We start from the raw sequence: 12,905 nt of genomic DNA, 5'->3' as shown, positions 1-12,905 counted from the left end.
TCTCAACGATGAGAGAGGGTCGGCGGTCGAAGAGCTGCCATTTGGGAGGAATGACGATGTTACTTCAACGCAGGATTGGTATCATCTCGGCACTGGGGTTCGGTGTTTCGATGATCGCACTCAATGCGAATGCCTTCGAGACCACGACGCCGCCCGAGCCGCCGCAATTTCCGGCCGAAGGCAAGATCAACTATGTGGCGCGCGAGTCGATCCTCGAATTCAAGGCGCTGCCAAGCTACAGCGAACCCGGCTGGATTACCGAGAAATTCGAAAAGACCGGCAAGCTGCCGCCGCTGAAAGAGCGCCTGCCCGAGGAGCCGCTAGTCTACAAAACAGGCAATATGCCCGACGGCATGGGCGTCTACGGCGATACGATGCGCCATGTGGTCGGCGGCAGGCCGGAGGGCTGGAACTATATTGCCGGCCAGAGCCAGGGCTGGGGCGGCATCGATATCGCCCTTTCCGAGTGCCTGACGCGCACGGCGCCACTGTTCCAGGTAGATGCCAAGGATACCGAGCCGCTGCCCAATCTGGCGAAAAGCTGGGAGTGGTCGGAAGATGGCCACAAGCTGACGATGCATCTCGTCAAGGGTGCGAAATGGTCGGATGGCGAGCCCTTCAACGCCGATGACGTGATGTTCTACTGGGAAGACGCCGTCATCGATCCCAATGTCTCACCGCTTGGCGGTGGTGCATCGCCTGAGGCTTTCGGTGAAGGAACGACGCTGAAGAAGATCGATGACTATACCGTCGAATGGACCTTCAAGGCGGCGTTCCCCAAGCAATATCTCTACACCATGGCCTATCCGAGCTTCTGCCCCGGGCCGTCGCATATTCTGAAACCCCAGCATCCGAAATATTCCAAGAACACCTATAACCAGTTCAAAAACGCGTTCCCGCCTGAGTATATGAACATGCCGGTCATGGGCGCATGGGTTCCGGTTTCTTATCGGCCGGATGATCTCATCGTGCTGCGGCGCAACCCCTATTACTGGAAAGTGGACGAGAAAGGCCAGCAGTTGCCCTATCTCAATGAAGTCCATTACAAGCTTTCTACCTGGGCGGACCGCGATGTGCAGGCCGTAGCGGGATCTGGCGATTTCTCCAATCTCGAGCAGCCGGAGAATTTCGTCGCCTCGCTGAAACGCGCCGCTGACCCCAATGCGCCAGCCCGCCTTGCCTTTGGACCACGCCTTATCGGCTATAATCTGCAGATGAACTTTTCCGCCAATGGCTGGGGCAATCCGGATGAGCGCGGACAGGCCATTCGTGAGCTGAACCGTAACGAGGTGTTCCGCCAGGCCGTCACCTCTGCTCTTGATCGCAAAGCGATCGGTGACTCGCTCGTCAAGGGGCCTTTCACGGCGATCTATCCGGGTGGCATTTCGTCCGGGATAAGCTTCTATGATCGTGCTTCGACGGTCTATTACCCCTTCAACCTCGAGGCTGCCAAGGCTGCACTGGCTTCGATTGGCCTGAAAGACACTGACGGCGACGGTTTCCTGAATTTCCCCAAGGAAACGCTTGGCGGCCGTAATGTCGAGATTACCCTTCTCGTCAACAACGGTTACGCGACAGACAAGAGCCTTGCGGAAGGTCTCGTCGGCCAGATGGCGAAACTTGGGCTTCGCGTCGTCATCAATAGCCTCGATTCAAACCAGCGTGACGCTGCCCATTATGGCGGGCAGTTTGACTGGCTGGTGCGGCGCAATTCCACCGAGCTTTCATCCGTGGTGCAGAATACCGAGCAACTGGCCCCTGTCGGGCCGCGCACCAGCTGGAACCATCGTGCACCCGAAGGCAAGGAACTGGACCTGATGCCGTTCGAGAAGGACATGGCCGACATTGTGCGCAAGTTCATATCTTCGCAGGACAATGCCGAGCGGGCCGAGCTGATGAAGCAATACCAGAAGGTCTACACGCAGAACCTCTACACGATTGGCCTCACCGAATATCCCGGTGCGCTCATCGTCAACAAACGGTTCTCCAATGTGCCGCAGGGTACGCCGATCTTCATGTTCAACTGGGCCGAAGACGCCATCATCCGCGAACGCCTGTGGGTCGCGGCCGACAGGCAGGGCAAATATGAACTTTTCCCTGAGCAGCTTCCCGGCAAGCCGGGCGAGGGCGGGCCGATCAACTGAAGCTTCCGGTAAAGGTGCGTAACGCCATTATGTCCGGAAGTACAAAAACCTGAAGAACTCCTCCCGGAGCACACCCGGTACCGGTCGCGCGTGAAGCGCGGCCGGCAACACACGGCCAATCCAAACCGAGGAAGACCGTTCGATGCTGAGATTTCTGACGATACGCGTGGCATCCGCCATTCCGGTGCTGTTGATCCTGAGCGTGGTGACTTTCGCCATCATCCAGGCGCCGCCCGGCGACTATGCCGACTACATCCGCTCGCAGCTGATGAACCAGGGCGGAGCATCCTTCGAGCAGGCGGAAGCGCAGGCGCAGGCATACCGTATCGAACACGGACTCGATAAGCCGCTCGTTATTCAATATTTCAACTGGATCGGCGGCATCTTCGCCCGCGGCGATTTCGGCTACAGCTTTTATTACAACAAGCCGGTCGCCGATGTGGTTGGCGAACGCCTGCCGCGCACTATCGCTCTGGCGCTGGTCTGCCACATCTTCGCATCGGTACTTGGCATCGCCTTCGGCATATGGGCCGCCACACGGCAATATTCCTGGGTCGACAACCTGCTCTCCACCATTGCCTTCCTCGGCATGACGATCCCGCGCTTCCTGATGGCGCTGATCCTCGTTTATCTCATGGTATTTCATTTCGATGTGTCGGAGATCGGAAGCTTCTTTTCACCGCAATATGGCGGCGCGCCGTGGTCGTGGGCGAAATTCGTCGATCTGGTCAGCCACGTCTGGCCGGTGGTCGCTATCGCCGTCTTCGGGGGGCTGGCCTACAATATGCGGGTGATGCGTGGCAATCTGCTCGATACGCTGAATGCGCAATATGTCGAGACGGCGCGTGCCAAGGGCCTTTCGGAAGGCGCTGTCATCATGCGCCATGCGGTGCCGAATGCCGTGCACCCGCTCGTCATGTATCAGGGCGTGGTGCTGCCCTACATGCTGAGCGGCGAGATCGAGACCGCGATCATCTTCGCGTTGCCGACCGTCGGCCCGGCCATCGTCGGCTCCATGGCGGTGGGGGACGTCTATGTCACCGCGACCTTCATGATGGTGCTGGCTGCCACGCTGATCGTCGGCAACATCATCGCCGATATGCTGCTCGCCATGCTCGACCCGCGCGTCCGCGAATTCGGGAGGGCCTGAGATGATGGCGTTTGACGAGATGAAAACCGAAACGGCCGCCGCGGCAAAACCCGACCGCTCCGCCAATGGCAACGAGACCTATCTGGCGCTTGTCTGGCGGCGTCTCAGACGATCCTTCACGGGTATGGTCGGGCTAGTACTGGTGGTGCTGCTGATCCTCATCTCCATTTTTGCGGACTTCTTCGCGCCGATGAACCCGCTCGAAACCCATGGCAGCTTTTCACCGCCGCAGGTGGTCCGGTTCACCGACAAGGACGGCAATTTAAGCCTGGCGCCACGGGTCTATGCCATTGCGGAGACGGAAGAGCTCGATCCGGTCACCTTCCAGCCGATCGTCGGCCCGGATTACGACAATCCCGTCTATCTCGGCTTCTTCGTGAAGGGTGCGGAATACAAACTTCTGGGTCTCATTCCGATGAACCGGCATTTCTTCGGCTCTACCGATAGCCAGCCCGTGCATTTTCTCGGAACAGACAAGTTCGGGCGCGACGTGCTGTCGCGCGCCATCTACGGCTCGCGCATCTCGCTTGCCATCGCATTGAGTGTCGTCGCCATCGTTACCGTCATCGGCACCAGCGTCGGGCTGATTTCCGGCTATTTCGGCGGGCCGCTGGATGCCTGGGTGCAGCGTTTCGTGGAGGTGGTGCTCGCTTTCCCGCAATTGCCTCTCTATCTCGCGCTGACTTCTCTTATTCCGGTCACCGCACCAACCACCGTGTTCCTCGTCTTTGTGGTCGGCGTCATGTCGGCGCTGGGCTGGGCGCAGATGTCGAGGGAGGTGCGCGGCAAGACGCTGGCACTGGCGCGGATCGATTATGTCCGGGCGGCGATCGCTGTTGGCGCCACCGACAGGCGCATCATCTTCCAGCACATCCTGCCGAATGTGATGAGCCATGTGATCGTCGCGGTGACCTTGCATATTCCAAGCGTCGTGCTGCTCGAATCCTTCCTCGGTTTCCTCGGCTTTGCGGTAAAGCCGCCGCTGATCTCCTGGGGGCTGATGCTGCAGGATACCGCTACCTATTCGGTCATAGGTTCCTATCCCTGGATTCTTGCACCGGTCGGTTTCGTGCTGGTCACCGTCTTTGCCTTCAACGCACTGGGCGACGGCCTGCGCGATGCCGTCGATCCCTATTGAGAGGAGCGTGACATGGTAGCTGCCCTGAACAACACCTTCGCCCCCGCCATCCGCTTCGACGCGGATGATCGTCAGGATAACGCCATCATCGATGCCCGCAACATCGCCGTGACCTTCAAGGTGGAGCACGGAATGGTGGAGGCCGTGAAGGACATTTCCTTCCAGCTTTACCGGGGTGAGACCATCGCCATCGTCGGCGAATCCGGTTCGGGAAAATCGGTCACCGCCCGCACCGTCATGGGCTTGTTGACCAAGCGCGCCACAGTCGCGAAATCGGCAGTCGTCCGGTTCAACGGCGACGACATCCTGAAATTCTCGTCGCGCCAGCGCCGGGCGCTGCGCGGCAATCGCATCTCGATGATCTTTCAAGAGCCGATGAGTTCGCTGAACCCGATCTATACGATCGGCAGCCAGATTGTAGAGGCAATCCGCGTCCACTCGAAATTGAGCAAGAAGCAGGCAGAGGCGAGGGCGCTCGATCTGCTGCGTCAGGTGCAGATACCGGAGCCGGAAGCGCGGCTCAAACAATACCCGCACCAGCTTTCCGGCGGCCAGCGCCAACGCGTTATGATCGCCATGGCGCTCTCCAATGATCCTGACGTGCTGATTGCCGATGAACCCACCACTGCGCTGGATGTGACGGTACAGGCGCAGATACTCAACCTCATCCGGGATCTCCAGAAGAAGCGCGGCATGGCCGTGGTCCTCATCACCCATGATCTGACGATCGTGAAGCAGTTTTCCGATTACGTCTATGTCATGCAGCATGGCGAGATGCGTGAGCACAATACCACGGAGCGGCTGTTTGCAGCGCCGCAGCATCCCTACACGAAAAGGCTGCTTGCTTCCGAACCTCGGGGCAAAGCAAAGCCGCTGCCGGAGAACTCCGGCGTCCTCCTGACGGCAAGCGGCGTGCGCGTTTCCTTCATGATGCGATATGGCGGCCTGTTCAAACCAGAACTCAAGGAGCTGATAGCGGTCGACAGTCTCGGCTTGACGCTCAGGCGGCACGAGACACTGGGGCTCGTGGGTGAATCCGGCTCCGGCAAGACGACCTTCGGCCAGTCCCTGCTCCGGTTGAACGAGCCTGTCGGAGGCGAGGTTGTTTTTGACGGTCAGAGGGTCGATGGCCGTTCCCGGGCTGAAATGCGGCCTCTGCGGTCGCGTATGCAGATCGTCTTCCAGGATCCGTTTGCCTCGCTAAACCCGCGCATGACCATTGGCCAGATCATCGAGGAAGGTCTCATCATCAACGGTCTTGGCAAGACAAAGGCCGAGAGGCTGGACCGGGTGCGTGACGCGCTGGAGGCGGCGGGCATGCCCGGCAACATCCTCTCGCGTTTCCCGCATGAGTTCTCCGGCGGCCAAAGACAGCGCATCGCGATTGCGCGTGCCGTCGCGCTGGAGCCGGAATTCATCCTGCTCGATGAGCCGACCTCCGCACTCGATCTTTCCGTGCAGGCGCAGATCATCGATCTCCTGCGCAAGCTGCAGGATGAGCGTGGCTTGAGCTACCTGTTCATCTCCCACGACCTGAAAGTGGTCCGCGCTCTCTGCCACCGCGTCATCGTCATGCAGCGCGGGCGGATTGTCGAAGAGGGGCCTGTCGAGGACGTGCTCAGTCAGCCAAAAACTGAATATACACAGCGGCTTGTGCGAGCCGCCTTCGAAATCGCTTGAATTCCCAATTGCCGGAGGTAGACATGGCAAGAGATCCCAAGATTGCATTCATCGGCGCAGGTTCCACGGTGTTCATGAAGAACATCATCGGTGACGTGCTGCAGCGTCCGGCCCTTTCCGGCGCCACAATTGCGCTGATGGATATCAACCGTGAAAGGCTGGAAGAAAGCGCCATCGTCGTCAACAAGCTGATTTCGACGCTCGGAGCAAAGGCGAAGGCCGAGACCTATACCGACCAGAAAAAGGCGCTTTCCGGCGCGGATTTTGTTGTCGTGGCGTTCCAGATCGGCGGATACGAGCCGTGCACGGTCACTGATTTCGAAGTGCCGCGTAAGTATGGGCTGCGCCAGACCATTGCTGACACACTTGGCGTCGGCGGCATCATGCGCGGCTTGCGCACCGTGCCTCACCTCTGGAAGATTTGCGAGGACATGCTGGCCGTCTGCCCGAATGCCATCATGCTGCAATATGTGAATCCCATGGCGATAAACACCTGGGCGATTGCCGAAAAATACCCGACGATCCGGCAGGTGGGTCTTTGCCATTCCGTGCAGGGCACGGCGATGGAACTCGTCCATGATCTCGATATTCCCTATGAGGAAATCCGCTACCGTTCGGCCGGTATCAACCATATGGCGTTTTTCCTGGAATTCGAGCATCGCCAGCCCGATGGCAGCTACAGGAGCCTCTACCCCGATCTCGTGCGCGCCTATCGCGAAGGCCGCGCGCCAAAACCCGGCTGGAACCCACGCTGCCCCAACAAGGTGCGGTACGAGATGCTGACGAGGCTCGGTTATTTCGTCACCGAAAGCTCCGAGCATTTCGCCGAATACACGCCCTATTTCATCAAGGAGGGGCGCGAAGACCTGATCGAGAAATTCGGCATTCCGCTCGATGAATATCCCAAGCGCTGCATCGAACAGATCGAGCGCTGGAAGGGCCAGGCGGCCGCCTATCGCTCGGCCGAAAAGATCGAGGTCAAGCAGTCGAAGGAATATGCCTCCTCGATCATCAATTCGGTCTGGACCGGCGAACCCTCCGTCATCTACGGCAACCAGCGCAATAATGGATGCATCACCTCGCTGCCATCGGATTGCGCGGCGGAAGTGCCGTGCCTGGTCGATCATAACGGCGTGCAGCCCACCTTCATCGGCGAGTTGCCACCGCAGCTCACTGCGCTGATGCGCACCAACATCAATGTTCAGGAGCTGACCGTGCGGGCGTTGATGAGCGAAAACCGCGACCACATCTTTCACGCTGCGATGATGGACCCGCATACTGCGGCGGAACTCGATCTCGATCAGATTTGGTCGCTGGTGGACGATCTGCTGCTGGCCCATAGTGACTGGCTGCCGGAATGGACGCAGGCGGAGGTGAAACGGGCGCGGGCTGTGTAAACATCATCGCCCTCAATAACGGATCGGAGGTGTGCAGCGAGCCCACATCATCCTTTCGCAAGCGCTATCGAAGACCCTACTCTGTCATCCTCGGGACAAGCTCGAGGATGACGTCCGATTGTCGAGGGGATGGCGCGGCATCGGTATGATCGCTTGGTGCCGTCGGTGTTCTCAAAGATGAGCCGGTCTGCCGGCGAACGGTGGGCGCCTTGATGACGCTCTCCATTAAATCCTTTCGCCGCTTGACTTGTGTCAAGGTTGCAGGCCGCTCTCTGGCGTAGACAGTCCCCGAAACCGGTTATTCCGCTTTCAGTGCGGGAAATACCAGGTACGAATTATGAACGTGATCGTGGCTGGCTTCTTCGGTTTTATCGTACTACGGTTGAAACCTGAAGGGTTCATGGGGAAGACGGATGTCTAAAAAGGGCTTGCTCATTGGTCTGGCGGTTGTGGTTCTGGCCGTGGCCGCCTATTTCGCCTGGTCGAAGCTGACGGCCGAGGGCCTGCCTTCGGGTTTCGCGGCCAGTAACGGCCGCATCGAGGCCGTCGAGATCGATATCTCCACCAAGACCGCCGGCCGCCTTCAGGATATTATGGTCCGTGAGGGTGATTTCGTGAAGGCCGGACAGGTTCTGGCGCAGATGGATACGGCCCAGCTGGAGGCGAGGAAACGCCAGGCGGAAGCACAGCTTCGCCGTGCGAAAATAGCAATCGACACGGCCCACAGCCTTGTCGCCCAGCGTGAAGCCGAAAAGACGTCGGCGCTTGCGGTGGTGGAACAGCGCAAGGCCCAGCTCGATTCCGCCTCCAAGACCAATGCACGCTCGAAACAATTGCTGACGGGCAATGCGGTCTCGCAGCAGATCGTCGATGACAGCGAGGCTGCCGAGCAGTCCGCCCGCGCAACGCTCGCCTCTGCGCAGGCCTCGCTTGCGGCTTCCGACGCCGCGATCAACGCCGCCAAGGCGCAGATCGTCGACGCCGAAGCGGCGGTAGACGCCGCACAGGCTGACATCGAGAGCATCGAGACTGACATAGCCGATGCGACGCTGAAATCGCCCCGCGACGGTCGCGTGCAATATCGCATCGCCCAGCCCGGAGAAGTGCTTTCCGCCGGTGGACGGGTTCTGAACCTCGTCGATCTCGGCGACGTCTATATGACGTTTTTCCTGCCGACGGCCGAGGCTGGCCGCACGTCCATGGGGTCTGATGTTCGACTGATACTGGATGCCGCCCCCCAATACACCATTCCGGCAAAAGTGTCCTTCGTCGCGGATGTCGCGCAGTTCACGCCGAAAACGGTGGAGACCGAAGAGGAACGCCAGAAGCTGACATTCCGGGTAAGGGCGCAAATCCCCCAGGAACTTCTGCAGAAATATATTCAATATGTGAAAACCGGGCTGCCCGGCATGGCCTATGTCCGGCTTGATCCGGAGGCCGCCTGGCCGGAGAATCTCGAACGCAATCTCGTCAAGTGAGGGTGGCCGCTATGGTCGCGCCTCCAGAAACGAATGACAGGAACGCACCCGTTGCGCGATTGACCGATGTGCGGTTGACCTTCGGAAGCACGGTTGCGCTGGACGACATATCGGTCGAGATACCCGCCGGGCTGATGATAGGGCTCATCGGGCCTGACGGCGTCGGCAAATCGAGCCTGTTGTCGCTGGTCTCGGGCGCGCGCGCCATCCAGAAGGGCAAGGTGGAGGTTCTGGGCGGCGACATGTCCGATCCGCGCCACCGCGAGGATACCTGCCCGCGTATCGCCTATATGCCGCAGGGCCTTGGCAAGAACCTCTATCCCACCCTGTCGGTCTTTGAAAACATCGACTTTTTTGGCCGGCTGTTCGGACAGGACGGAAGGGAACGGCAGGCGCGTATCGCCGAATTGCTCAAGAGCACCGGCCTCGAACCTTTTGCCGATCGTCCCGCGATGAAGCTCTCCGGCGGCATGAAACAGAAGCTGGGGCTCTGCTGCGCGCTCATCCACGACCCGGACCTGCTGATCCTGGACGAGCCGACGACAGGCGTTGATCCTTTATCGCGGCGGCAGTTCTGGGAACTGATCGACTCTATCCGTGCCGGGCGTCCGGGCATGAGCGTCATCGTCGCAACGGCTTATATGGAGGAGGCCGCCGGTTTTGACTGGCTGGTTGCCATGGATGGCGGCAAGATTCTTGCCACCGGCTCGCCCGCCGAACTTCTCGACCGCACCGCGGCACCCAATCTCGACGCCGCCTTCATCGCGCTTCTTCCCGAAGAAAAGCGCAAGGATTACCACGAAGTCCATATCGCGCCACGAAAGCCGACCGGTGAGGGTGATTATGCCATAGAGGCATCGCACCTTAGCATGCGTTTCGGCGATTTCACCGCCGTCGACAATGTCAGCTTCAAGATTCCGCGCGGCGAGATTTTTGGCTTTCTCGGCTCCAATGGCTGCGGAAAATCCACCACCATGAAGATGCTGACGGGCCTTCTGGCCGCCAGCGAAGGAGAGGCGAAGCTCTTCGGACACAAGGTGGATGCGAGCGACATGGCGATCCGCCACCGCGTCGGTTACATGAGCCAGGCCTTCTCGCTCTATTCCGAACTGACGGTGCGGCAGAACCTTGATCTGCACGCCCGCCTGTTCAAGCTGCCTGAAGAGGCAATTCAACCGAGTATCGCCGAAATGGCGGAGCGTTTCGATCTTGGCGCGGTCATGGACACGCTGCCGGACGACCTGCCGCTTGGCATCCGGCAGAGGCTGTCGCTGGCGGTGGCGATGATCCATTCGCCCGATATTCTCATCCTCGATGAGCCGACCTCTGGTGTCGACCCGGTGGCGCGGGACGGCTTCTGGCAAATCCTCGCCGATCTCTCGCGCAACGATAACGTCACCATCTTCATCTCCACCCATTTCATGAACGAGGCGGAGCGCTGCGACCGGATTTCGCTGATGCACGCCGGCAAGGTGTTGATCAGCGATACGCCCGAGGCGATCACCAGAAGCCGTAATGCCGCAACACTTGAAGAGGCTTTCGTCGCCTATCTGGAAGATGCTTCCGGGGTTACGAGGGACGCGCCTGCGACAGCATCTGTGGCAGCAGCGGACGTGCAGGTGACGCAACATGCGGCGCCCACCCGCAAGAGATTTTTCGATTTCAGGCGCATGTTCAGCTATACGCGCCGCGAGGCACTGGAACTGCAGCGCGATCCCATTCGCGGCACGCTGGCCGTGCTCGGCAGCGTCATCCTGATGTTCGTCATCGGATACGGCATCAATCTCGATGTCGAGGACCTGACTTTCGCGGTGCTGGATCGCGACGATTCCACTATCAGCCGCGATTACGTGCTCGACATTGCCGGCTCCCGTTATTTCATCGAGAAGAAACCTATCCGGGACTATGCCGATATGGACCGGCGGATGCGTGATGGCGAACTGAGCCTTGCCATAGAAATTCCTCCTGGCTTTGGCCGCGATGTCTTGCGCGGCAAGACTGTGGAGGTAGGGGCCTGGATAGACGGCGCCATGCCGCAGCGGGCGGAGACCGTTCGCGGTTACGTGCAGGGCATGCATCAGACATGGCTGGCGCGGAAGGCCGCCGAGATTTACGGCAGCGCGGCCACGCAAAGCAGCTTCAGCATCGAAACGCGCTATCGTTACAATCCCGACGTCAAGAGCCTTGTCGCCATGGTGCCGGCGGTCATTCCGCTGCTTCTCATGCTCATCCCCGCAATGCTGGCGGCCCTCAGCGTCGTCAGGGAAAAAGAGCTCGGTTCGATCGTCAATCTATACGTGACGCCGACCACGCGGCTGGAATTCCTGATCGGCAAGCAGCTTCCCTATGTCGCCCTTGGCATGCTCAATTTCGTGCTTCTGACGGCATTTGCGGTCTTCATCTTTCAGGTGCCGTTCACCGGAAGTTATCTCGCTTATGCGACGGGCGCGCTGCTCTATGTCATCATCGCCACATCCATCGGCCTCCTCATGTCTTCCTTCATGAAGAGCCAGATTGCGGCAATCTTCGGCACGGCTCTTCTGACGCTCATTCCGGCGACGCAATATTCGGGCATGATCGATCCCGTCTCGTCGCTGCAAGGGGCGGGCGCCTTTATCGGCAACGTCTATCCTGCCACCTATTTCATGACCATTTCACGCGGAACTTTCTCCAAGGGCCTGGATTTCGCCGGACTTTCCGGCTCGTTTCTACCGCTTCTCATCGCCATTCCACTGCTCCTCATTGCCGGCGCTGCACTTTTGAGAAAGCAGGCGTCATGAGGCTTTTTTCGTCCAACATCTTCCAGCTCGGCATCAAGGAACTGCGCGGTCTCGCGCGAGACGGAATGCTGATGCTGCTTATCGTCTATGCCTTCACGCTGCAGATCTATACCGGTTCCAGCGCGCTGCCGGAGACGCTGAACAACGCGGCCATCGCCATTGTCGATGAGGATCAGTCGCCGCTTTCCAGCCGCATCAGCACGGCGTTTTATCCGCCCTATTTCTCCCCGCCGAAGCAGATTTCCATCGCTGAAATGGACAAGCGCATGGATGCGGGCCTCGATACCTTCGCGCTCAACATTCCCCCGGATTTCCAGCGCCGGCTGATGGCCGGACAGCAGCCGGCCATCCAGCTCAATATCGACGCTACCCGCATGAGCCAGGCTTTCAGCGGTGGCGGTTATGTGCAGAGCATCGTGACGAGCGAAATACAGGAGTATGTCGACCGCTATCGCGGCGCGACCTCGGTGCCGGTGGACCTCACGCTACGTTCCCGCTTCAATCCGGAACTGGACAAGTCCTGGTTCGGCTCGATCAACAACATCATCACCGCCATTACCATGCTATCCATCGTACTGACGGGGGCGGCGCTCATTCGCGAGCGAGAACACGGAACGGTCGAGCATCTGCTGGTCATGCCAGTGACGCCGCTGGAAATCATGCTCAGCAAGGTGTGGTCCATGGGGCTGGTCGTGCTGGTGGCCTCTGCATTTTCGCTGTTCGTGGTGGTGAGGGGCCTGCTTGCCATTCCCATCGAAGGCTCGCTTTCTCTTTTCCTGCTCGGAACGGCATTGCAACTCTTCGCCATGACTTCCATGGGAATTTTTCTCGCGACAGTCGCCGGGTCCATGCCGCAATTCGGCATGTTGCTGATCCTGTTTTTGTTGCCGTTGCAGGTGCTTTCCGGCGCCATGACGCCTCGCGAAAGCATGCCTGATATCATCCAGTACATCATGCTTCTTGCGCCGAACACCCATTTCATCATCCTGGCGCAATCGGTGCTTTTCAGAGGGGCGGGGCTGGATGTGGTCTGGCCGCAACTGCTGGCGCTGCTGGCCATCGGCTCGGCTCTTTTCGTTCTTGCGCTTCGCCGGTTCAGGCGTTTCCTGCGCTGACAGCATCGGGATCACGCGCATGT

At 59.4% G+C, this 12,905-nt stretch carries 8 protein-coding genes; all 8 read left to right on the top strand.

Translation table 11 applies throughout. The annotated features are described in order from the left end of the window. The first annotated feature begins 56 nt into the window (after positions 1-56). Positions 57-2,144 carry an ABC transporter substrate-binding protein gene (locus tag AGR2A_RS15855; RefSeq protein ID WP_080823133.1) on the top strand — a complete coding sequence of 696 codons (2,088 nt, stop codon included), beginning with the start codon at positions 57-59 and terminating at the stop codon, positions 2,142-2,144. Positions 2,145-2,286: 142 nt separating this feature from the next. Next, positions 2,287-3,294, top strand: coding sequence for an ABC transporter permease (locus tag AGR2A_RS15850; protein ID WP_035209539.1), 1,008 nt, complete (start codon positions 2,287-2,289; stop codon positions 3,292-3,294). A 1-nt stretch (position 3,295) separates the two neighbouring features. Beyond that, positions 3,296-4,432 carry an ABC transporter permease gene (locus tag AGR2A_RS15845; protein ID WP_080823132.1) on the top strand — a complete coding sequence of 379 codons (1,137 nt, stop codon included), beginning with the start codon at positions 3,296-3,298 and terminating at the stop codon, positions 4,430-4,432. 12 nt (positions 4,433-4,444) lie between these two features. Continuing rightward, positions 4,445-6,112 (top strand): ABC transporter ATP-binding protein, encoded by a 1,668-nt coding sequence (locus AGR2A_RS15840; protein ID WP_080823131.1) that lies wholly within the window; start codon positions 4,445-4,447, stop codon positions 6,110-6,112. A 23-nt stretch (positions 6,113-6,135) separates the two neighbouring features. Beyond that, positions 6,136-7,509 (top strand): alpha-glucosidase/alpha-galactosidase, encoded by a 1,374-nt coding sequence (locus tag AGR2A_RS15835; protein ID WP_080823130.1) that lies wholly within the window; start codon positions 6,136-6,138, stop codon positions 7,507-7,509. 413 nt (positions 7,510-7,922) lie between these two features. Continuing rightward, positions 7,923-8,987 (top strand): HlyD family secretion protein, encoded by a 1,065-nt coding sequence (locus tag AGR2A_RS15830; RefSeq protein WP_080823129.1) that lies wholly within the window; start codon positions 7,923-7,925, stop codon positions 8,985-8,987. Between the two features lie 11 nt (positions 8,988-8,998). Then, positions 8,999-11,767, top strand: a complete 2,769-nt coding sequence (gene rbbA, locus AGR2A_RS15825) for a ribosome-associated ATPase/putative transporter RbbA (protein ID WP_080823409.1) — start codon at positions 8,999-9,001, stop codon at positions 11,765-11,767. Next, on the top strand, positions 11,764-12,882 hold the full coding sequence (locus AGR2A_RS15820) for an ABC transporter permease (RefSeq protein ID WP_080823128.1): 1,119 nt from the start codon (positions 11,764-11,766) through the stop codon (positions 12,880-12,882). The genes rbbA and AGR2A_RS15820 overlap by 4 nt, the downstream gene beginning before the upstream one ends. The last annotated feature ends 23 nt before the right edge of the window (positions 12,883-12,905 follow it).

The organism is Agrobacterium genomosp. 2 str. CFBP 5494 (assembly GCF_900013495.1).
Taxonomy (GTDB): Bacteria; Pseudomonadota; Alphaproteobacteria; order Rhizobiales; family Rhizobiaceae; genus Agrobacterium; species Agrobacterium pusense.
The sequence above is the reverse complement of the archived record's forward strand: the minus strand, read 5'-3'. Positions and strand labels throughout refer to the sequence as shown.

Bases quoted from the DNA above. Each gene is read 5' to 3' on its own strand.
- AGR2A_RS15835 (WP_080823130.1), top strand. From the start codon at position 6,136: ATGGCAAGAGATCCCAAGATTGCATTCATCGGCGCAGGTTCCACGGTG.
- rbbA (WP_080823409.1), top strand. From the start codon at position 8,999: ATGGTCGCGCCTCCAGAAACGAATGACAGGAACGCACCCGTTGCGCGA.
- AGR2A_RS15845 (WP_080823132.1), top strand. From the start codon at position 3,296: ATGATGGCGTTTGACGAGATGAAAACCGAAACGGCCGCCGCGGCAAAA.
- AGR2A_RS15820 (WP_080823128.1), top strand. From the start codon at position 11,764: ATGAGGCTTTTTTCGTCCAACATCTTCCAGCTCGGCATCAAGGAACTG.
- AGR2A_RS15830 (WP_080823129.1), top strand. From the start codon at position 7,923: ATGTCTAAAAAGGGCTTGCTCATTGGTCTGGCGGTTGTGGTTCTGGCC.
- AGR2A_RS15840 (WP_080823131.1), top strand. From the start codon at position 4,445: ATGGTAGCTGCCCTGAACAACACCTTCGCCCCCGCCATCCGCTTCGAC.
- AGR2A_RS15850 (WP_035209539.1), top strand. From the start codon at position 2,287: ATGCTGAGATTTCTGACGATACGCGTGGCATCCGCCATTCCGGTGCTG.
- AGR2A_RS15855 (WP_080823133.1), top strand. From the start codon at position 57: ATGTTACTTCAACGCAGGATTGGTATCATCTCGGCACTGGGGTTCGGT.